23 protein-coding genes are annotated in these 22,340 nt (G+C 39.7%); 1 reads left to right on the top strand and 22 read right to left on the bottom strand.

All coding sequences use genetic code 11. The features are described from left to right. Together I585_RS16675 and I585_RS16670 are read right to left on the bottom strand one after the other, a co-directional pair. Positions 1–423 (bottom strand): DUF2000 domain-containing protein, encoded by a 423-nt coding sequence (locus I585_RS16675; protein WP_010740866.1) that lies wholly within the window; start codon positions 421–423, stop codon positions 1–3. Position 424: 1 nt separating this feature from the next. Beyond that, a complete protein-coding gene (locus I585_RS16670; RefSeq protein ID WP_010740867.1) occupies positions 425–1,228 on the bottom strand; it encodes a helix-turn-helix domain-containing protein in 804 nt (267 codons plus the stop codon). 133 nt (positions 1,229–1,361) lie between these two features. Here I585_RS16670 and I585_RS16665 point away from each other — a divergent pair, with 133 nt between their 5' ends. After that, positions 1,362–2,102, top strand: coding sequence for a DNA alkylation repair protein (locus tag I585_RS16665; RefSeq protein ID WP_010740868.1), 741 nt, complete (start codon positions 1,362–1,364; stop codon positions 2,100–2,102). A 70-nt stretch (positions 2,103–2,172) separates the two neighbouring features. Here the strand turns inward: I585_RS16665 and I585_RS16660 are convergent, their stop codons facing one another. From I585_RS16660 to I585_RS16565, 20 genes are all read right to left on the bottom strand, one after another. Further along, positions 2,173–3,846, bottom strand: coding sequence for an immunoglobulin-like domain-containing protein (locus I585_RS16660; RefSeq protein ID WP_010740869.1), 1,674 nt, complete (start codon positions 3,844–3,846; stop codon positions 2,173–2,175). 589 nt (positions 3,847–4,435) lie between these two features. Further along, the gene (locus I585_RS16655; protein WP_010740870.1) at positions 4,436–4,660 is read right to left on the bottom strand and encodes an LPXTG cell wall anchor domain-containing protein; all 225 of its coding nucleotides are present in this window, start codon (positions 4,658–4,660) and stop codon (positions 4,436–4,438) included. A gap of 16 nt (positions 4,661–4,676) precedes the next feature. After that, positions 4,677–5,294 carry a hypothetical protein gene (locus I585_RS16650; protein WP_010740871.1) on the bottom strand — a complete coding sequence of 206 codons (618 nt, stop codon included), beginning with the start codon at positions 5,292–5,294 and terminating at the stop codon, positions 4,677–4,679. A gap of 28 nt (positions 5,295–5,322) precedes the next feature. Continuing rightward, positions 5,323–5,841, bottom strand: a complete 519-nt coding sequence (locus tag I585_RS16645) for a hypothetical protein (protein WP_010740872.1) — start codon at positions 5,839–5,841, stop codon at positions 5,323–5,325. 6 nt (positions 5,842–5,847) lie between these two features. Then, positions 5,848–8,061 (bottom strand): hypothetical protein, encoded by a 2,214-nt coding sequence (locus tag I585_RS16640; RefSeq protein ID WP_010740873.1) that lies wholly within the window; start codon positions 8,059–8,061, stop codon positions 5,848–5,850. Positions 8,062–8,443: 382 nt separating this feature from the next. Further along, positions 8,444–8,668 carry an LPXTG cell wall anchor domain-containing protein gene (locus I585_RS16635; RefSeq protein ID WP_010740874.1) on the bottom strand — a complete coding sequence of 75 codons (225 nt, stop codon included), beginning with the start codon at positions 8,666–8,668 and terminating at the stop codon, positions 8,444–8,446. A 17-nt stretch (positions 8,669–8,685) separates the two neighbouring features. Continuing rightward, complete coding sequence (locus tag I585_RS16630; RefSeq protein WP_010740875.1) at positions 8,686–9,300, bottom strand: hypothetical protein; 615 nt, start codon at positions 9,298–9,300, stop codon at positions 8,686–8,688. A 27-nt stretch (positions 9,301–9,327) separates the two neighbouring features. Beyond that, a complete protein-coding gene (locus I585_RS16625; protein WP_010740876.1) occupies positions 9,328–9,849 on the bottom strand; it encodes a hypothetical protein in 522 nt (173 codons plus the stop codon). Between the two features lie 6 nt (positions 9,850–9,855). Beyond that, positions 9,856–11,964, bottom strand: coding sequence for a pectate lyase-like adhesive domain-containing protein (locus I585_RS16620; protein ID WP_010740877.1), 2,109 nt, complete (start codon positions 11,962–11,964; stop codon positions 9,856–9,858). A gap of 392 nt (positions 11,965–12,356) precedes the next feature. After that, a complete protein-coding gene (locus I585_RS16615; RefSeq protein ID WP_010740879.1) occupies positions 12,357–13,181 on the bottom strand; it encodes a helix-turn-helix transcriptional regulator in 825 nt (274 codons plus the stop codon). Between the two features lie 2 nt (positions 13,182–13,183). Then, positions 13,184–15,187 carry a HelD family protein gene (locus tag I585_RS16610; protein WP_244266016.1) on the bottom strand — a complete coding sequence of 668 codons (2,004 nt, stop codon included), beginning with the start codon at positions 15,185–15,187 and terminating at the stop codon, positions 13,184–13,186. A 129-nt stretch (positions 15,188–15,316) separates the two neighbouring features. Then, positions 15,317–15,547, bottom strand: a complete 231-nt coding sequence (locus I585_RS16605; protein ID WP_010740881.1) for a hypothetical protein — start codon at positions 15,545–15,547, stop codon at positions 15,317–15,319. An 18-nt stretch (positions 15,548–15,565) separates the two neighbouring features. After that, a complete protein-coding gene (locus tag I585_RS16600; RefSeq protein WP_010740882.1) occupies positions 15,566–16,153 on the bottom strand; it encodes a TetR/AcrR family transcriptional regulator in 588 nt (195 codons plus the stop codon). 153 nt (positions 16,154–16,306) lie between these two features. Further along, positions 16,307–17,014 carry an N-acetylmannosamine-6-phosphate 2-epimerase gene (locus tag I585_RS16595; RefSeq protein ID WP_010740883.1) on the bottom strand — a complete coding sequence of 236 codons (708 nt, stop codon included), beginning with the start codon at positions 17,012–17,014 and terminating at the stop codon, positions 16,307–16,309. Between the two features lie 130 nt (positions 17,015–17,144). Beyond that, positions 17,145–17,813 carry a ribulose-phosphate 3-epimerase gene (locus tag I585_RS16590; RefSeq protein ID WP_010740884.1) on the bottom strand — a complete coding sequence of 223 codons (669 nt, stop codon included), beginning with the start codon at positions 17,811–17,813 and terminating at the stop codon, positions 17,145–17,147. A 36-nt stretch (positions 17,814–17,849) separates the two neighbouring features. Beyond that, the gene (locus tag I585_RS16585; protein ID WP_010740885.1) at positions 17,850–18,725 is read right to left on the bottom strand and encodes a class II fructose-bisphosphate aldolase; all 876 of its coding nucleotides are present in this window, start codon (positions 18,723–18,725) and stop codon (positions 17,850–17,852) included. Positions 18,726–18,742: 17 nt separating this feature from the next. Beyond that, the gene (locus I585_RS16580) at positions 18,743–19,453 is read right to left on the bottom strand and encodes a GntR family transcriptional regulator (protein ID WP_010740886.1); all 711 of its coding nucleotides are present in this window, start codon (positions 19,451–19,453) and stop codon (positions 18,743–18,745) included. A 187-nt stretch (positions 19,454–19,640) separates the two neighbouring features. Beyond that, a complete protein-coding gene (locus tag I585_RS16575) occupies positions 19,641–20,675 on the bottom strand; it encodes a zinc-dependent alcohol dehydrogenase (protein ID WP_010740887.1) in 1,035 nt (344 codons plus the stop codon). Positions 20,676–20,701: 26 nt separating this feature from the next. After that, positions 20,702–21,550, bottom strand: a complete 849-nt coding sequence (locus tag I585_RS16570) for a PTS system mannose/fructose/sorbose family transporter subunit IID (RefSeq protein ID WP_010740888.1) — start codon at positions 21,548–21,550, stop codon at positions 20,702–20,704. A gap of 11 nt (positions 21,551–21,561) precedes the next feature. Continuing rightward, positions 21,562–22,329, bottom strand: coding sequence for a PTS mannose/fructose/sorbose/N-acetylgalactosamine transporter subunit IIC (locus I585_RS16565; protein WP_010740889.1), 768 nt, complete (start codon positions 22,327–22,329; stop codon positions 21,562–21,564). Positions 22,330–22,340: the final 11 nt, after the last annotated feature.

Below are 22,340 nucleotides of genomic sequence, written 5' to 3'. Positions count from 1 at the left end.
TTATCGCAGCAAAGGCAAGCTGCCCGTCAATTTATTAACCTGCTTCTTATTGCCAAATAGCGTGAGTCCAAAATAATCGATTGCCGATTCAGGAACCTTGGTCATTTTGTCGATGTATTCGTTGTAGGTTTTACAACCTTGCGCGACATCGAAAAAGTCAACGACCGTCACCTGTTCAAAATTTGGTTCATACAATCGTCCCCGCATGTTTCGTAAAAAATCTCGATTGCCCTTTAGGATTGGAAATGGAAATTCTATGATCCCCTGATGCTGATACCCGCTTTGATCAATTACATCTTGACCAACGACTTCGGGAAAAAGTTTCCCGATCGTTACCCCCATGACTGCCGTACTATTAGCAATAATTCCCAACGGCATCGTTTCATCTACCACCATGACACATTTCAACTCGTTGACTGACATCTTATTCCTCATTTCCTCTAACAAAAATTTTGCGATACTGATTAGGGGTCAAACCAATGAAACGACTAAAATAATTTGTAAAATGACTTTGGTCATAAAAGCCCGTTCGGTCCGCTATTTCAATCAAACTGCAGCCTTGTTCCAATAATTCTTTCGCTTTGACGATCCGATAAGTTTCCAGATAACGATAAGGGGTAATTCCCTTTTCTCGTGTAAACTGGCGAACCAGCGAATGCTTGTTTAAATGAACGAGCTGACAAAGCTGGTCCAACGTAATTTTTTGATCGTAGTGCGTCTCCAAGTATTCACAAATCATCGTAATCGGTTCTTTGTCGTTCACCGCTGCTAGATTTGTTTCCTGTGAATATTTCTGAAGCAGCTCCTCAATAAACAAGATAAACAGCGTTTCCTTGGCTTCAGCTTCGCTCTCGTTCCTGATTGCGCAATGCAGCTGTTGAAAATCTTCAGCCAAATCGGTTTGAGCCTGCATCGGTGACAAAAATCGAGGAAATTCTGTTCCTGAAAAGGGTAGAAAAATTTCCTTTTTAAGATTGATGCATCGATAAGTCAATCGACTGCCATTGATTCCTTCGCAGCTATGATTGTCGTAAGGATTGAACGTCAATAAATCTCCTGGTTCAAGTGTATACTCTTGGTTATTCACGATCATTCTTCGCTCGCCTTCTTCGATCAGACCAACCACATAATAGTCATGAAAATGATTCGGAAAGTTTTGCGATACGCCAGTGAATGAATAGGCCTCTACGCCCAAATCTTCGTCATAGCAAATAATTTTCTGATTCATAGCCGTTCCCCCTTTCTTGTTCTAATTGTAGCAAGTCCAACGTCAGCCTGCTTGGAAGATATTGACCAATTAAAAAAACGAAAGTGAATCTATGGTATCATCGAAATAAAGACTCGATTGGAGGCGGATACATTTGAAACATAAAGATCATTACAACGATCAATACATTTTGGACCTTTCAGAAAAATTAACTCAAGCAATCCCTGATTTCCCTGCGACCATTTTTTCTAACGAGCTGATCGGCAACTTGGAAGATAAAGAATTATTTGCTCGCTTTGATTTTATTGTCGACGCATTAGAGAAAAACCTAAGCGAGAACTATTCTGAAAATATCCAAGCCTTTTGTAAAATTCTCGGCCCCGAACTTGAACAATCCACGGGAATGTTCAGTTTTGGCTGGTGGCTTTGGCCGATTGGCCGTTATGTAGAACGACACGGTAATGAAAACTGGCAAGTCTCATTAGATTTTTTAAAGGAACTAACAAAGCGTTTTACTGGTGAATATGCGATTCGACCCTTATTGAAAGAGCATCCGCAAGAAGTGATGGATGAATTGATTCGCTGGAGCCAAGAAGATAATGTGCATGTTCGCAGACTTGCCTGCGAAGGTGTTCGAACGCGTTTGCCTTGGTCAGAAAAAATTTTCGTTGCCCTTGAAGAATTTGATCGTTACGCCATCATTCTGACGAACCTAAAGGATGATCCGGAAAAATTTGTGCAAAAAAGTGTTGGAAATAATCTTAATGATCTCTACAAAGATGCCCCTGAAAAGGCGGATTATTTGATCAGCGAATGGCAAAAAACACCCAGCAGCAAAGCCCAAGAATGGATTGTCAAACACGGCCGCAGAAATCAAAAAAAGTCCGAAGCCTAATCCTCTCCCAATAAACGCAAAAAAGCCTTCCCCTTTTTCAAATCGAAAGAAGAGGAAGGCTTTGGAGGATCTAGTTTTCTCGCTTAGCTTTTCTAAGAACAAATGCTAATAGGACCATTACCCCACCTATCACAGATACTAATAGGCTGCCGGTTTGTTCACCGGTTTTTGGCAGCTGCTTGCCAGTTTGGGTTGTAACTTTTGTAGGCAAAGCTTTATTAGTCGTTGTTGTTCCTGAAACATTTTTCGTTTCATCATTTGTTTTATTCGGATCTGCTTTAGGCTCTTCAGCAGTTCTGTTCTTCACTGTTAAAGTGATTGTCTTTGCTGTTTCTTCCCCTTCTGGAGTAGACGCATAAAACTCAATTTTATGTTCGCCGGTTTCTACTAGAGTATTATCCGCCAACTTCACCTTGATTTCTCCATTAAGAACTTTGAATCCATCAATTGAGTCTTCAGGATTTTCGGTCTTAGCCCATTCCATGATCATGTCTTCGTTTAATTTATCGCCGACATATAGAACTTTGTCTTCGACTAGGATTTTTGGTGTGCGTTTTTCTGATTTTTCTTTTACAGTCACATCCATCACTCGCGTAATCGTTGCGCCTGACGCAGCCAAAGCTGTATAAGTAACTTTATAGTTCCCAGGTTTTGTATTGTCTACATTAGAATCAGCCCAGACCCCTACACTGCCTGATGCACTAGCTTTGGCCAATTTTTCCTCTTTGCCTGCTGAATTCATCACATATGCCTGAGCAAAACTATACGGATCAAACGCTTGTCCTACTTCAAGACTCAGGGTTGGTTGAACATCTATTCTAATCGTTTCATTCGTATCCAGAATAGTAATCGTTACTATTTTTTTGGTGACTGTATTGTATTCTGAAACAACCGCGATTTCGACCGCTAGCTTACCAGGTTTGTCTGTCGAATGCTGACCAGCTACTGCGATATTTGCCGTTGCAGTTGGTACTTGAGTTCCGTCTGGCTTTCTAACCACGATCCGATCACGAATTGCTTGGACGTAATCACTGCCCTTTGGCAAACTAAAATCAGCGATCTCTATTGAATACATCCCAATATTATCTTCAACTACACGAATAATCACGCTTTGAGTTGCCGTATTCCCTTGCGAATTTGTTACGGAATAAGTGAGTAAATACTCTCCAGCTGTAGTTGTATCTACTGTTCCTGTATGTGTAATTTTTGCGGTGATATCACCATCCGTTTTGTCTGTGGCACTGACACCTTTCATCGGATCAAAGCTGTCGCCTTTACGGATACTTTGTGTTGGCAAAACATTGATTGCTGGATGTGTATTTGTTGGTTCATTTGGTGGAAAAACTTCAACATCTAAAGGTTTTACTTCGGCCTTCTCTGTACTGGTTGTTGTAGAAGGCGTTTCTTTTCCACCCTCGCTGCTGGTTGTTGTTTCTGTTTTCGGTTTTTCTACAGGCTTAACACTGCTGCTCTCAGTCGCTGGCTTAGTCTCAACAGTAGTGCTTGGAGCCTTGCTGCTACCCGTTGTTGTCCCAGGTACCGCTGGCTGTTGGCTAGGAACAGTCGGCGTCTCTTTTGCCGGTGTAGACAAACTTGGCTGCGTCTTTGCCGCATCCTCTGTTTTTTCGGCTAGCTCACTAGCTGACTGTGCGGCTTGTTCTGTTGCAAGTACTGTCGGTGCAGATAGTAACGCATGAACCAACAAACCTGCAAGTGCTGCACATGTTAATTGTTTTCTTTTCATTTTTTTCTCCTTTTCTTCCCTTAACGAAATACCCTTTCAAGTCTGCTTATTTTTTAACATTTCTTTGATAATCATAATCAATCCACGATTGATAAAATCCGTTATTTTATTTTTTCAAAGTGGACTCAACGAACACCATTCAGCACTTGTATAAATCACAATAAAATAACGCAATAATAGAAATTGCCGAAAAATAATCGAACTTATAAAATAAACGATACCATAAAAAAATAGCTAAATCAACGCGTATTCCATGTATTAAAATGTTAGGGATAATTTACTATCAATTATTTTAAAAAACAATAAACTAACAATTGTATATTGAATTATCGTTTATTTTTTCGTGAAATAAAGCAACATATTAAATGCATTTTTATTTAATTTTAAATTTCTTAGTAACCCCTAGTTTATATAGACTATTGATTCTATTATTAAATATTTATAAACTTAACCGATCATTGCGGCAATTATGCTTTTTATCCGTCCCGCAAAGTTCTTGCAACTCTCTTTCATTGATCAGAGTATTCTGTGGTCAACAAAAAATTGCTCATCTAAAGACAGATTACACAGTCTTTAGATGAGCAATTCATTATTGCAACCTCTTTTTGATTCTCAATACAATCATTATCAGTAACAAACATACTCCTGAAACAACTAGATATGGATGTTGATATTCTCCTGTTTTAGGATAGCTGACAGTTATTTGTACGTTGGTGATTTGATTGTTGGGCATCTCTGATCTTTTCTCAGATGATGGAATCAATTGTTCTTCTGATGATCCTAGTATTCCAGTAAGTTGAATCCCGCTTTCCACACAATGCCTCCTTAAGTTAAGGCGCTACAACTGAGTGACCATTCTTATCCAATGCTTCAAATCCCAGTGTTAGTGTATGGGTCGTCTTTTCGGCTTTAGATTTGTAATAATCACTCTTGGTTTTTCCAGAGTATGTATAGGTGGTTTCATTCTTATAAGTACTAACCCCATCTGCTTCCACATCTAATTTTCCTTGATTGTTTCCTAAGGTTATGAACTCGCCGCCATTAAATGTTTTTAAATCAACCGATTTTGCCCCATCAAAAGTATCTTTACTGCTGATAGACAAAGAGTCGACATTATCTAAATTTCCTGAATTCAAACTAAAATCATTTACAGTGATTTTTACCCCACGTCCAGAATTATTAGTAATTTTATATTCTGGTGACGTGATATCCGCATGGTTTGATTCCTTTGTTGTATAGAAAATATTGGCTGTATCTAAAGTTACATTGATCCAATCCTTTGATCCCTCTTCAATATTTGGTCCGTTTTCGTCTTCATTGTCTTGTCCCAATGTACCATTAACTGTGATCGAAGCTGAATCTTCTCCATTGATTTCTGCTCCATGAGCACTGATGATTCCTCCAAATAGAATACTGCTTATCATTAATACGCTTAAAGTTTTTTTCATTACTGTTTCTCCCCATCTGTTTTTTTAATTACCTTTTGATGTGAATCATGATCTTCGCTGCGACTTCTCCTTTCTTTTCTTTAGTTTTATCATCATATAAAGAAAATTTCGCCGTTGCCGGATAATCCCCTTTTGATAATTGTTTTTCAAGCTTGGCTTCTTTCACTTCGAATCCCGGTTTGATTGCGCCTGAAGTATAAATCAGTTCCCCAGTATCATTTCTTGTAATCTCAACATTGACTGGATACGCATTTTGATTGGGATTTTGAATCATTAACTCCCCTGGTTTATCGGCTGAATCAAACGTAGCCTCAGGCGCAATGATCATATTGAATTTACTGCGATCAACTTTCTCTTGTGCCAAGTTTTTTATTTCAGCATCACTGATTTTGTTTGCATCTTTGCCCTCAGGTAAAATATCGCCACTTATCATTGAGACAGGTTTGGCTTCTTCCCGGGTGAAGAAAAAGGTCCCTATTCCACCAAAAGCTAACAATAATAATAGGAGCAAAAGTGCGCGTTTTTTCTTCTTTTTCGTTTCGTCCATTTCCCATCAATCCTTTCTCTCTGCCGTTAATACCAGGCGATACTGTACTTTCTGAGCCTCTTGCGAATTTCCATAATACTTTCCTGAAAATCCTAAACTAGTAGAAGTCTTACCTGCTAAGTCTTTAAAACCTTGCGGCTGTTTTTGTAGGTTTTTCGTTAAAACGCCTAACGTTTGATTGCCCTCAGTCAGTTTTAGAAATAAATCCTTTTGATTGTCCTCATCTGCTTCCGATAATAAATCGATCCCAGTTGGATTTGAAAGTTCTTGAAAATCAGTTGCTTGGATCTTCACCGCAAAAGAACTATTGTTATCTATCTTGTAAGAATCCGCAGGAATTATTTCTTGTCGATTATTTTTCTTTTTCGTATGAAATGCGACCTCGACCGGAAAAGTGACATTAAGCTTTTCTGTTTGTGTCTTAAAGGGAACTTCCAACCACTCGCTTGACTGACTATCAGGATCACTAGCAATTCGCACGTAAAGCCAGTAATCCGTTCGCTCTCTTAAGTCAGAAAATGTTACCGTATCAGCAAGATTTCCGGTTTGTTTCTGCCTAATGAAACCATCGCCTTCCACCGCGGGATCAGCGACTTTCTGATCATAAAGTTTAAACTCCAACTGCCGAAATTTATCTTCATTCCCATTTAGTTGATAATCTGTCACCTGAAATGCAGCATCATTCACGTTGACATTTTGAGCAACTGCCAATACTTTAGCCGGGGGATTCAAACGCTCCAAAGTAACGCTGTTGGCAGCCTTTAAGAGTCTTTTTTCATTTGCAGTAAAATCCGACGTGTTTTGCTGGGTAGAGCGAGAGATATCCGCCGAACCGATAGTCCAAGTTCCTGCATCTTTTTGCGGCGTTAAATCTACCGGAGCATTCTCATTGATACGCACTTGATACCCCGCTGTATTCACACCAAAAGATTTGAATTGGAAGCGATTGTTTCCTGCAACAAAGCCAATCGGATTGTATGTATTTCCTGACTTGCCTTGGAATTTAAGTCGCTTAGCACTATCAATTTCAAACAGCGAGTTTGTTCCGACATCACGATCGAAGATGGACTCGCTATTGGTCATCACAAAATTTCCTGTTGATTCCGGCATAAACCTAAACACACTTCCATTGTTCAGCTTCAAACTATTGGGATAGTTTATGGAAATCTCCGCTTGCTCACCGACAGTTAAGAATGCGGCCTTATCAAAATAATAGAAGTTTCCCTTTCCTGTATTTGTCCCCTTCACAGAAAGCTTGGCCCTTTTTCCTAAACTAATCGTTCCGTTATTAATTCCATTAGAATAAATAAAGTTGTGATTTGTCGTAATAGAAACTTCTGCGTCTTCATTCAAGGTGATATTGCTTGGATTCTTTAATAACCAAAGAAAACCTAATGTTTCGTTAGTATTTTGAATGATCGTTGTTCGGCTGCCGATTTCAAATATGAAATTGTTCCCCTCTGCGAATTCTTGACCCGCTGCGGTCGAACCATTAGCCTTTTGTTGAGTAAAACAGTTTACTCCGTGGAAAAACACCTTGCTTTTTGGATGACGTAAATAAAGCGGCTGTGCTCCCCGATCTGAGTAATAATTGATATTTTCTAAATGCAACTCGGTTGCCTGTTCACTTTGCATAATCCCATAGAGCCCTAAAGCGGGGACTGTCCGATCGGCTGAACCAAACGTCATATTTTGCAGCCGAATCGTTAACCCGGAAACTTTTGTATACAGTCCTTTATTCAGATTAAGCACGCCACCATCATAGGCAACTTGTCGATCACCTCCATCAATCGTTACATTAGCAGTAATAGGGATCGCCGCATTCCCAAAATTGAAAATGGCAGAAGGTCCTGCCAGCTTTATGTAGGGTTCCTTTTTCCTTAAAGCCGTCTGTAACTCGCTTACGTTATTTACGACGGCCCATGAGTCTGCATAAGTCTGTTCATCACTGATTGAATCAGGCTTTTCTGTAAGATCTTCATCAACTGATTCCGTTACTGCTTGGAAACTTTCTTCCACGGATTCAGTTGTTTGTAGTATTGTTTCTTCTGCAGATTTAGTCTCCCGCGTTAAGTCTCCACTAGTCTCAGTATCCTGAGAGTAGCTGGATTCGGAAGTCGGCTCCGTCATAATGGTTTCTGCTCTGATTGGTTTTGCATACAGATAGTTACCGAAAACTAAAAGGAAAAGAAATAAAATTCTATGTACTGTTTTTTTCATGGTTATCTACTCCAAAATTTGTTACCAACAATATAAATAAAATACGAAAAAAGTTCAATAACGTTAGTTTTTTAATTTTACGAAGTATTATTATTAATTCTAAGAAAATAATTACTATAAACATTCATTTCAGTGACATATCTCATCAATCAAATTGCTCAACGCCAATAATAAACCGTTTTCTTTATTTTTTTTGTGCCGTTCGAATTTCAAAAACGTGTTTTTCAATACATTCTCAAATTCCTTACAGGTGTAAAGAATTTTGGATTTTCTATTTACTTGACAGTTTTTCTATAAACAAAAAAGAAGTACCAACGGCTAGCGTTGGCACTTCTTCTCTAAAAATAGTCTATTTTTTAATCGAAGTCATTAAGATTAACAGTCAGTTCTTAATATCCCTTTTCATGCTCAGGATCAGCAGTATTAGCAAGAGACAGATCCCTGAGAAAATCAAATAGGAACTATGGTACTCACCTGTTCTGGGATAACTTGTCTCTGTTTGAACGTTAGTAATATGGGTATCCGATGTTTCTGGTTCCCGATTAATTATAACTTGCTGTTCCTCTGAAGAACCCAAAATCCCTTCGATTTGAATCTCGCTTTTCACGCTATCGCCTCCTCAAATTAAGGCGCTACGGGATTTCCATCTTTTCCTAACGCTTCAAAAGCCAACGTCAAAGTATGAGTTGTTTTCTCAGCAGTCGATTTGTAATAATCATCTTTAGTTGTTCCGGAATACTTGTACGTTGTTTCTTTCGCATGGCTGTCAGCCGTATCCGTCTCAACATTCAGCTTGCCTTGGTTATTAGCTAATACTAAAAATTCGCCTGCCGTAAAGGTCTTTAGATCCACTGATTTTTCAGCGGCTGAATAATCATTTCCGCTAATTTTTAACGTATCGACATTAGTTAAACTTCCTGAATCAATTGTAAAAGTATTGGCTGAAATTTTTACCCCACGACCTGAATTATTAGTAATTGTGTAATCTGGTGAGGTAATTGATTTGTGTTCTGAAGCTTTCGTCGTATAAAAAATATTCGCTGTATCTAAGGTCACATTGATCCAATCATTTGCACCTTCATCAATATTAGGGCTTTCTTCGTCTTTATTATCCTGCCCTAAAAATCCGTCAACCGTGATTTTTGCTGAATCTTCACCATTGATTTCTGCTGCCTGAACACTCAAAACACCACCAAATAAAAAACCGCTAACTAATAATCCACTTAAAATTTTCTTCATTGCTATTGCTCTCCTTTTTCTTAGTAATTAATTTTTGATATGAATCGTAATTTTTGCTGCTACCTCTCCCTTTTTCTCTTTAGTTTTATCATCATATAAAGAGAATTTTGCCGTCGCCGGATAGTCTCCCTTTGATAATTCTTGCTCTAATCTGGCTTCCTTAACTTCATAACCAGGTTGAATAGCCCCAGAAGTATAAATCAATTCTCCTGTGTCATTGCGTGTGATTTCTACATTGACTGGGTAAGCATTATGAGCGGGGTTTTGAATCATCAGTTCCCCCGCTTTATCACTAGACTCAAATGTAGCTTCTGGTGCGATCACCATATTAAATTTGCTGCGATCAACTTTCTCTTTGGCCATCTTCTTTAGTTCCGCATCGCTGATCTTATTAGCATCCTTCCCCTTTGGTAAAAACTCACCACTTACCATCGAGACCGGTTTTGCTTCTTCTCGGGTAAGGAAATAGGCGCCGATGCCGCCAAAGGCCAATAGTAATAGTAGCAATATGATCAGCCATTTTTTTCTATTTTTTTGTTTTTCTTCCATTAAACGTTAATCCTTTCTTGCCGCAGTTAAGGTCAATTGATATTGAACCTGCTGCGCTTTTGCAGTATCCCCATAATACTGACCTGAAAAGCCCATAGTAGTGGAACTATTTCCTGCTAAGTCCGAGAATGTTAACGGGGATTCGTGTAGCTTCTGAGTCAGGACTCCTAAATTCTTGTTTCCTTCTGTCAAATTTAAAAATAGATCCTTCTGATTGTTTCCATCAGCCTCCGGCAACAATTGAATGCCTGTTGGATTTGACAGTTCTTGAAAGTCTGTGGCATTGATTGCCACTGCAAAACTACTATGGTTATCAATTGTATATGTGTCCGCAGCAGTCACCTTTTGCTGACCGTCAGCTTTTTTAGTATGAAAAGCTGCCTCGATCGGAAAACTGACATTAATCATTTCCTGCGGTGTTGTAAAAGGAACTTCCAGCCACTCACTTGATTGGCTGGCTGGATCACAGATGATACGAACGTAAAGCCAGTAGTCTGTTTTTTCTTTTAAACCGTCGAAATAAACTTCATCATCAAGTCCTGCAGTGTGTTGACTTGTCAGAAAATCAGGTCCTTCTTCATTAGGCTCCGAGGTTTTCTTTGAAAATAATTTGTAATCAACGCCTTGAAGATAGTTGTCATTGCCGTTCAACCGATACTCCGACAAACTGAATCGAGCATTTAGTGCTTCAACGATCTGATCCACCTTCAATAGTTCAACAGGAGGTGCCATTCGTTGCAATGTAATCCAGCTCGTAGTTTTTAACCGTGCTTTTTCATCCGTTGTAAAATCAGGTGTATTCGTAAAAACATCACGAGAAATATTAGCTGTTGAAATCGTCCACGTTCCAGCATCGCGTTGCGGTGTTACCGCTTGAGTATCCGTCAGAATCTCATAGCCCGCGGTCCCTGTTTGAAACGTATTAAATTGAAATTTTCCTGTTCCGCCGGCAAAGCCGATCGGGTTGTAATTAGAACCGATCTTCCCCTGAAAGTTGAGTTGTTTCGCATTGTCTATAACAAATGTTGAGTTCGCCCCAACCGCTCTATCAAAGACAGACTCGCTCTCTGTACTCGTAAAATCACCAACAGAATCAGGCATAAACTTGATTGCACTATTGTTTCCCAACTTGATACTGTTGGGATAATTGATACTAAATTCTGCTCCCTCACCAACGTTTAAAAATGCTGGCCTTCTAAAGTAATAAAAATCGCCTTTACTTTTGTTAGTCCCGTTTAATGAGAACCTTGAGTTTTTTCCTAGCGTAATCGTCCCGTTGCTGGAACCGTCAGAATAAATGAAGTTATGATTTGAAGTAATATCAACCTCTGCTTCTTCTCCTAAAGTAATGCTGCTAGGGTTTCCCGGCATCCACAAGCTTCCAAGTGCATCATTTGTATTTTGAACAATCGTAGTAGAACTCCCTGATGCAAATTCATAATTATTGCATTCAGCAAACTCCTGTCCATTACCCATTGAGCCATCCGCCTTTTGCTGCATAAAATGATTCGTTCCATGGAAGTAAATTTTACTATTGGCGTTTCTTAAGTAAAAAGGCTGTGCGCTTACGCTAGAATAATAATTAACATTCTCAATATGCAATTGTGTTGCGGCTTCACTTTGCATAATTCCATATAACCCAATGGCTGGTACAGTAAAGTCTGCCGAACCAAACGTCATGTTTTGCAACCTGATCGTTAATCCAGCAGTCGTTGAATACAACCCTTTGTTCCCATTTAAATTTCCACCATCGTAAGAAATTTGACGATTATTTCCATCAATAGTGACGTCTCCAGTTATAGGAATAGCCGTATTCCCAAAATCAAAGACTTCAGCAGAATCCGCCAACTTTATGTAAGGTTCTTTATTTCTTAATGCTGCCTGCAATTCACTAACCGTGGAAACAAGCAGCCACTGTTCAGCATAGGTACTATTCTTAATTAGTACCTCCTCATTCTCACTAGCAGATTCTGTTGCTTCAGAACTTTGCTGTGTTGTTTCTGTAGTTGATACCGTACTATCCAACATTTCTGCTTGAATGGGGCGAGTAAAGAATACACTGCCCAAACCTATGATGAAAAGAATCACAATATTATGTATTCTATATATGTTCATTACTATCGACTCCAAAAAATTCGCTAATAACAGTAATATAAAGAAAAGATAACGAAATCACAATTTCAAAAAAAAGAAAAAAGTTCGATAACTAACGTTACTGAACTTTGTTACTGAAATCATTAATTATCTAAAACCACTCCCAACAAATAATGATTACAATTAAGAATCCGCTTTTTTTACTCCATCATCCAGCAAAAAATTTTTTTCTTTCCTTTCTATTTTGTCGGTCAATAAAATCTCACATTATTTAAGCCGTTTTTTTAATCATTCGCTTCATTCAAAAAATATTTTGAAGAATTTTGACTATTAATTTTCTGTTTTTTCTTAAGATATCCACAAAAAAAGGCGCCTAATTCCATCATTAAGCGACCTTCTTATCTTTATTATTTCTATTTATTAACTAGGAACATACTCTCCGTCGGATATTCGACCTCCACAATTTGTTTGGAAGGCAAAAAACCTACATTTAACAAACGCTGCCGATGTCCTATGTCCAACTTATCAGACTCTCTGAAAGTAGTTGTGTAAAGAGCTTGCGGACGTCTTTTATTTATTAAATAGGTCAGCAGTTTTTGTTCGATATCTAGTTCCCAACAACTAGGTAAAACTGTCAGATTTTCGATTTTTTGCTTTTGAGGATCAAAGAGCAGCAAGCCGACAATTCGTTTTTTTGCCCATGCAAGATAGCAATTATTTCCCTCGATAAAAAATCGCAGTGCCTGACGGTAATTTTCTTCCTCTAAATACGGAAGAGCTCCTCGCATCAATTGGACAAAATGCAGAATCTTCTCTTGATCTTTTGCTGATCCTTGCCGAATAATCAAATCTTGGTTTTCTGCCCAAACTAGGTAGTCCGAAATACTATACGGTTCCTCAATAAAGAATTGTTTATTTTGTAAGCGATAGCGCTTAGGTGTAAGTTTGAAAAGCTCCTCGAAGGCTTTCGTGAAAGCTGGTTGGCTTTGATAGCCTGTTTGGATCGCCACCTCAATAATTCTCTGATCCGAATAAAGTAAGACTTTTGCAGCTTCGTTTAATCTGCGTCGCTTAATATAGTTATAAAGGGATTGCTGGGTTGTCTCCTTAAAAGCATGCAGCAAATAAAACTTTGAATAATTGAGTTGATTTGCCAACTCCTCAAGTGTTACTTTTTCCTGAAGATGCTCTTCTATATATCCCGTAATACTAGCAACTATCAGAGAATTATTCATCATTTTCACTCCCTTTGAAGAAAATATAGAGCGTGCATCGCTCGTGTCGCAGCAACAAACAATTGCTGTCTGCCTAATTGTCCCGGATATTTCTCCTCATCGGCATCGACGACAATCACTGCATCAAACTCAAGCCCTTTCGACTGGACCAATGGGCAGATCGAAAGGTTCTGCTGCAAGTTCGCTGACTCATCCGCTAAAACGTCGCAAGCTATTCCTTCCTTTTTTAACTTTTCCAGCCATTCATTTGCCTGTGCTAATGTTTTGGTGATCAATGCGATCGTCCCTAAACCTTTTTCTTTTAACTGCTCTACTATCTCTAGTATACCTGAAATTTCTTCTGCCTGAGAATGAACAATTCTTCTTTCCGGCTCCATTCCATGTCGCAACACTGGCTCAATTAGCTGATCGCCAATGAGATTTTTGGCACATGTAATAATTTCATAAGTTGAACGATAGCTTTTTGTGAGAAAAATTGATTGGGCTTTTGGATAATAATTTTGAATCTCCGCTAATGTCATTTCGTTGATGGTGGTCAATGATTGGGTGAAGTCGCCGATCAGTAAAACCGGGCAGGAAAACATTTTTTTGAATACTTCAAATTGAACTGAGGTGTAATCCTGCATCTCATCAATAATCAGATAGCGTATTTTCGAAAACTCATCGATTCCCTCGATAAATAAACGAATATAGATAATAGGAAATAGATCAGAATGACTTAAGTCGCCTTTAACCGAGAAATTCTGTTCTTCTAAAAAATGATAATAAAGTTTGGTGCAATTTGGCTGATTGAACATTTTCTTTAAACGATTAATCAATTGTCTTTTTGTTGGTTTTCGTTTCGGTTGAAACGGCCGACTGCGCAGATTTTCCAAAATGTCTTCCACAATGAGTTGAAAACGTTCAAAAATCGGTTTCTTCTGATAGGCCTCATAACGCTTCAAAATGAAGGTAGCATCGTATTCATAATCCCCGATCATTATTGTTTGCGGTGTAAACTTTTCGATTTTTATGAGATAAGCCTTCAAATCAGTCACGCATTTCTTAGTTGCAAGATAACGAATCCGATCGATTAATCGTGGGTGTTCAGCAAGATACAACGCCTCGATTTCTTGAAAGCGTGAAGGTACTTTTGCTTCCTTCGAAAACTTTTGTCCAAACTCGTCGATTGTCCACTCAGTCACTGGTTCCTCTCCCAATTCTGGTAACACTTGGGCAATAAACTGGCTGAAGGTTCGGTTGGGCGACAGAATCATCACTTGATCAGAAGTGATTCGATTGCGAAAATGATAAAGTAAAAAAGCGATTCGGTGCAACGCGATCGACGTCTTTCCTGATCCAGCGACCCCTTGAATGATCATATCCTTTGAACGGCTATCTCGAATCACCTGATTTTGCTCCTTTTGAATAGTACTGATGATAGTGGACATCTGACCACCTTTTTGCTGGCGAAGCTCATTTTGCAGAACCTCATCAAAGACCGTGGTATCAGATTCCACAACATAATCAATCGTTCCGTTTTTAAATTTGATCTGACGTTTTCGCTGGATCTCCCCTGATGCTGTTCCAGCTGGAGTCTCAAAATGAGCCTCCCCTAAGTCATAATCATAGAAAATGCTAGCGATTGGGGCACGCCAATCATAGATTAGCAGGCCTTGCTCCTTTGTTGAAAAAGAAAATGGCCCGACATAAATTCGTTCCGCTGTCTGCTCCCCTTCATAAACAAAATCAACACGGGTAAAATACGGATTCTTTTTTTGCTTTTCCAGTCGTATCAATTGTTTGCCGCTAACCGATTCTGCTAATTGCTGCTGATCCAAAACTCGAGAATTGATAAACATCTCATGTGGATCGATCTCACCCTTATAATCGACCAAATATTGATGAAATTGCTTTGTCTCCTTTGTAAAATGAATCATTTCTTGTTCAAGACTGGTTTCTTTCTTCTCGATCTCGCTGCGAATCGCTTGCCATTCTTTTTGCTCTTCTGCTAAAACATCCATCCTCATCCACCTCTCCCAAACTTGGTCAAATAACCAGTATAAATGAGAAATGAGCGATTTTTTTCATCAATGTTGCGGTCTTTTTCAACAAAAAAAGACGCTAGAACATGGATTTGTCCTAGCGTTTGAGTTCCATTAATCCTTTAGCTGATAATGTAATGCCGTTGCTCCGGCAAGGCCAATAATGCCTAGCGTGAACATCGCTTTGCTTGATAATAGAACGCCTCCGGCTATCAAACCAACGCCTACCACCGTATTGCTTTTTGCACTTGCCTGCAGACTTCTCTTTGATGGTCGCGGAATCTTTATGGAGACCCCCATATCTTCCGCCATTTTTTCAAAATACTTCGCTGAACTATCAAACATCTTTTTTCCTCCATTCGTTTATTCTTCGGTAAATAATTGGTCACTGATTGTCTCTAGCATAAAAGTAAATACTTCCTCTTGGTCATAAACCGTATTCGTAAGTGTCACTGTATAAAGCAAACTGCTTAGGACTCCAAAAGCCTTCTGCTCGGGTATCGCTAATTTGAGATTCGTGTAATCTAACGTATATTCAAAGAATGACAACGAGCTGTTCGTAAATTCTTCCCGTTCCTCATCATTCAAGCGATTTAACAAGGCCAAAAAATCTGGATTTGAGAAATCATATAAAAAAGGTGCTTGCTGATACTCTCGATATAAGGCAATCATGGCCTCGATAAATCCTTGTTTGTTCGGAGACTTTTTCAATATCGCTATCCAATTATTTCGTAGTCGTTCTTGTACAAAAATAAACGTTTCAAAAAAAAGTTCCTCTTTGTCTTCAAATAAAAGATAAAAAGATCCCGTCGCAATCCCCGTTTCCTTAGTAAGTTCGCCGATCGTTGTTTTTCGATACCCGAACTTAGTCCAGCTTTTTTCGCAAGCAATACAGAGTTTCTTCCTTAAATTGACCTTGTCTTCTTCGGAAAATCCTTTGCTTCTTTTCACTATTTCTAGACCTCCAAACTTCATGAATATATATAATTATGTATTCATGATAAACGATTTAAACCCTTTATGCAATCCCACAATCAGTTTTTTTCACAAAAATAGTCTAGAACGGCAGATTTCACTTCTGCCACTCTAGACTATTTAGTGCAACTAATCATTTTTTGATTTCAATCTTTCTACAAAACGTTCTGTAATTTCCATTGGTCGAGTGATTGCACCGCCTACAACGATCCCTTTCACGCCCATAGCTTGGATTTTTTTCGCTTGCTCCGGTGTATAGATCTGTCCTTCAGCAATAACAGGCACTTCGGCATCGACTAATTTTTCGATCAATTCAAAATCAGGCCCCTGACCTTTGCGCTCCTTAGTTTCTACGGTATAGCCGCTTAACGTCGTTCCGACAAAATCAACACCTGCTTGATAAGCATTTATTCCTTCTTCAAAAGTAGCGATATCTGCCATCAATAATTGCTCAGGATATTTTTCCTTGATCTGTTGGATAAATTGATTGACCGTTAATCCGTCATGACGATTACGGAACGTACAATCTAACGCAATAACTTCTACTCCTGTTGCTGTCAGTTCGTCCACTTCTTGCATACTAGCCGTAATGAACGGCTCTTCCGGCGGATATTGTTTCTTGATCAATCCAATCATTGGCAGATCCACCACCCCTTTGATTTCTTGGATATCTCGTACCGAATTCGCACGGATCGCTGCCGCACCGCCTTCTTTGGCCGCTAACGCCAATAGCGGCATGATTCCGCCATGCTCAGTATATAGTGGCTCACCGGGTAAGGCTTGGCAAGAGACAATTAAGCCGTCTTTTATTTTAGTTAAAAATTCTTCTTTCGTCATTTGTATTTCTCCATTTCAGTCGCATTCCGATTTATATCAATAATAAGAGGTTACCATGGTCAAAAAAATCTGTATAGACAAAAAAATTCCTACCTCAATAATTATTGAGGTAGGAACAACTAGGTTTCTATTAATTCTCACGTAAATTCTGGTTAAAGCTGACAACCTTTTCTCTGTATGAACCAGCACGATCATTGAAAAGTGCAGATGTTCCAACCACATAGATATTCGCACCGATCTTACTGATTGCGGCCGCTGTCTCTGAATAGATGTTGCCGTCAACTTCAATCAGCGGTTTCACCTTTCGCGACTCAAGCTGGCGATTCAACCGCTCAAGCTTTTCTACTACCGCCCATTGAAATTTCTGACCGGCAAATCCGGGATTTACTGTCATGATAAGAATCAGCTCTATGGAATCTAAATAGGGAAAAATTATCTCGATCGGTGTCTCAGGATTTACCGCGATTCCGGCTTTTAGTCCCTTTTCATGGATCTTCTTCAACAATTTAGTTGGTTCTTCAGTCGTTTCAATATGAAAGGTAAGATAATCTGGAGTCAACGGTGCAAACATATCAATATATTTTTCTGGCTCAACACAGGCCAAATGAATATCTGTCGTGAACTTACCAGTCTGAATAATTGGTTCCAGCACGTACGGAGCCATCGCCAAATTGTTTACATACACTCCATCCATCACATCACAATGCAGCCAATCAATCCCGGCTTCTTGCAGATCCTGTAATTCCTGCCCCAATGCCAGTTGATTCCCACACATGATCGATGCCGCAACTTTCTCCATTCGGTTCTCCTCCATTATTTTATTCGAATTGAAAGACTATGGGGCCATAAAAATTTTCATCGCAGCCTTTGCATTATCTTTCATTGCAGCTGTCGCGCTCAACGAAAGCTCATCGAAGAAAACAGCGTCTCCTGAAGTATTTTTCATGTCTTCTTGAACTGCTTTACCAGCAGCTTTATTCATATACGTATAATAGTTGATCTTGCAGATACCGTTTTTAATCGCTATCCGGTAATTCTCTTCTGACACACCTGACCCGCCGTGCATCACAAAAGGAACATCGATTTTTTCCTTGATTTGCGAAATTCGATTGAGATCCAGCTTAGGCTCTTTTAGATAAATTCCATGAACCGTTCCAAAGCCAATTGCCAAACAATCGACGCCAGTTTCTTCGACAAATACCTTAGCTAAGTCTGGGTCTGTGTAGACATCTTCCAAATCCTCATAATCCTCACTAGAGTCAGAGCCTCTGCCTTCTCCGCCGCCGACAGCAGAAGTGAAGATATGCCCTAATTCTGCCTCAACACTTACTCCGGTTGCATGGGCAATCTTAACGATCTCCTTGCTCTCTGCTAAATTGACTTCATATTCTTTACTTGATGCATCATACATTACAGAAGTGAAACCCATTCGGATCGCTTTGACACACATCTCAAAGGTTGCGCCATGATCTAGATGCACCGCCACGGGAACTTTCGCCGCTCTGGCATATTGAAGCATGATCGGACCAATTTCTTCCAAGCCGATCAAATTTTCATGTACCTCCGCGTGCTGCAAAATTACTGGAGAATTCAGCTCCTCCGCCGCTTGAATCACGCCTCGAATCGCTTCAAGATTTGGTACATTAAAGGCTCCAACCGCGTATTGACCTTCTTTCGCATCCTTTAAAAGTTCACTTAATGTCACTAACATGAATCTTCCTCCTCGTTTTATTTACTAAAACGATATTCAAGATTTGTTGAGAAGACATCGGTATATACATAGGAAAGCTCGATCGGTTTATCCTCCCAGTAGGCCATATTATTAACGACCATGACCACTGCCGGATTGGAAATGTTTAGATATTCGATTTCCGAGTAATTAGCCATTCGGGCGCTCACCCGCTGACTGACGATCTCTGGATATATTCCAAATTGGTTTAGCACCTTCCAAAGAGATTTGTCCGTCAAATCGAAAGAACCAATCTCTGGGCAGCGGCCGATAGGAATAAAGCTTTCAGACAATGAATAAACGGTTCCATCTACACTCCGCAAACGCAAAAGATAGAAAACGTAATCATTTTCAGCTATTTTGAGTTCCTTACTCAATTTTTCATCGGCTTGAATCACGTTTTTCTTCAAAACCTTCGAACTAATTTTCTTTTTTCGTGAAACAATATCTTCATAAAAACCAGAGATATGCATACTGGAAACGATCTTTACATCTCGATCAGGAATAATAAATCCTTTTCCTTCAATATAAGTAACGATGCCTTGTCTTTCCAATGATTCTAAAGCGCGTTTGATCGTTGTTCTGCTTACATTAAAACTTTCAGACAACTTTCGTTCACTGGGAAGCGGTTTTCCTTGTCCGCTCAACACCTTAGCTAAATTTTGAATATCATCACTTATTTTTTTGTACTTTGGAATAAACTCTTCCACGTTATAGTCCCCCTTCACTCGTCTTGTCTTGGATAGGGAGATCATCAAAGATTTCTATCAAAACAGACAGGTAGCTACATAATAAATAATTATGAAATCAAATGGATTTTCACTATTGATTATAACTGATTTTTTATACAACTACCTACCTTACTATAGTTGCCAACGTTACTTTTTGCCTTATTAACTAGAATTTTACGACTACACGATACTTGTCCCCTTTAATGGCCGATTCAAAGCCAGCTAAAACATCATCAAATGAAACAACTTCACTGATAAACGGACGCATATCTATTACCCGCTCACTGATCATTCTCGCTGCCCGAATAAAATCTCGACTATTCGAATTGGCCGTACCACAAATGGAGTATCCGCCTTTATGCAGTTTATCCGGACTAAAACTGACCGGCTCATCAGGATAAAAGGAAGAATAGAGAATCACTTTCCCGGTATTTGAAACCAGTTCGATCGATTCCTCCGCAACACTGTGAATAGGTGTAGTATCAAAAACGACATTCGCGCCGAGATTCTGACTAACTTCTTTGATTCGCGTTGAAAGATCTTCTTTAGAAGAATCCACCACATAATGAGCACCAATTTTCTTAGCCAAATCCAAACGCTCTGGATTTAGATCGCAGGCGACCACTCGCGCACCGCTTTTCACTGACAAAGCCACATGTAATAGTCCCATAATGCCGCAGCCAATAACGACAACTAAATCGCCATACTGGATATCCGCTGTCTCACAACTATGGACCACACAAGACAGAGGCTCAGTTAAGGCTGCTTCCTCAGCAGTTACTCCAAAGTAATGAAAGAGGTGCTTCGGCTCTACCAGCATATACTCAGACAATCCGCCCATTCCTTTATGCGGAAGTCCTTCCAAGTGTTTACTGTGATCAAAATCCAAACAATTTTGTTCTTCACCACTTTTACAAAAATCGCAATCCCCGCAGGCGAGATTCGTTCCAAAGACCACCTTATTGCCGACTTGCCATTTTGTCTTATCAATTTTATTTCCTAATGCGACGATTTCAGCAGCGATCTCATGACCGCCAATGAATGGATAGTCGACTTCCTTAATACCTGTGTAGACTCTTTGCTCCCACGTACAAATAGCACAGGCATCGATTTTGATCAGAATTTTATTTTCTGAAACCTCCGGCAAGGGACATTCCTCAATTCTTAAATCCTTTATTCCATAAAAAACGGCCGTTTTCATTTTCTGTCTCCTCTCCTAACAGTTGTCTAAAATATATTGAGTGCCCCAAACAATACACCAATAGCCACTAGAATCAGCATGACCCTGGTTGATTTCATTTTTCTATTTTTCAAAAGATACAATGTCAGTAATGTGATCCCCAGCGGCAGAATACCCTTGAACAATTTATCCAAAATATCTTCTTGCAGGCCTAATTTCACCGCACCTACCTTGATTACGAATGGTGAGGAAACAGAAACAAAATTGGCGGTCAAGGCCCCCAAAACAATTGCTCCCATCGCTGATGCGCCTGTGATCAAATACTGTAGAATATTACTGCTCAAGATTTTCTCAATCCCGGCTTTCCCCATTTTGTATCCCTGCATCCAAACAAAGTATGCCAATGAGAACATGATGCCGAACATCAACAACCCGTAAACAACTGGCCCCATCAAGTTTCCGTCAGAACCAAGACTGACACCAAAAGCTAACAGGATCGGTGTTAATGTCCCTTGCCACAACGTGTCCCCAATCCCAGCAAAAGGACCCATCAAACCGGTTTTTATCCCATTAATCGCATCATCTGTAATCGGTGCGCCATTTGCCCGATCTTCTTCCATCGCAATAACCATGCCGCAAATGATTCCGCCAAAATGTGGTTCTGTATTAAAGAACGCCATATGTCGTTTCAAGGCATTTCGATACTCTTCCGGATCATCTGCGTACAGCTTTTTAATAATCGGACTCAGTGAATGAACCAAGCCGGTAGCTTCTAGGCGTTCGTAATTGTAATTGGCATGACTGAAAAATGTCCAGCGCCAAAAGGACCTGGTTACATCTCTTTTGGATAATTCTTTTTTCGGCTTTTGAATCTCATTTTCTAATGATTGTTCCATCTCTTCTCCTCCTAACTCAACCCGCCAATTTCATTTCTAGGCGTGATCGTATAAAGATAAGCAATGATCGCACCTAAAACAGCAATAACGATGACATCTAACCCCATATAGATCGACATGACAAATCCTAAAATGAAAAATAGCATCGTATTCGGTCGATTAATCGAACGCAGATTCATCGCGATTCCCAGCGCTGGCAGCAATCCGCCGATTACTTGCAGCACATGCAGCGGAGTTCCCTCCAAGTACCCGAGAATACTCGTAACCGCGCCTGCACCGTAGTAGGCGGCAAACGTGACTGGAATGACACTGATCAGAAAAAGAATGATTTGTGGTGGAACGACATGTAAAAAGTTGATTCGGTCAAGATTGCCTTCTTCGGCTGCTTTATCCGCCATATGAACGAAAAAGACATCGATCGTCATATGAGCCACCCAAATCACTGTTCCTAACAAACCGATCGGCATCGCTAAAGTTACTGCAGTTTTTGGATCGGCCCCAGAAGCTATCGCCAAAGCGGTTCCCAATGTTCCGGCCAATCCCGGGTCAACAGGTGCTGTTCCGCCGGCTGAAATGAATGCGATATAAGGAAGCTGGATCGCTGCTCCAATGATTACACCTTGAACCGGGTCACCTAAAATAATTCCGACTACCGTTCCAGCGACTAATGGTTTTTGCATAAAAGAGATACTTCCCAACAACGAAAGCCATGGTGTACCTGTTACGCCAAGATAATAAACAACCCCAATTAAAATTGCTTGAATAAAAGAAATTTGCATTGATACCCCTC

The organism is Enterococcus malodoratus ATCC 43197 (genome assembly GCF_000407185.1).
In the GTDB taxonomy this organism is placed as follows: domain Bacteria; phylum Bacillota; class Bacilli; order Lactobacillales; family Enterococcaceae; genus Enterococcus_A; species Enterococcus_A malodoratus.
The sequence above is the reverse complement of the archived record's forward strand: the minus strand, read 5'-3'. Positions and strand labels throughout refer to the sequence as shown.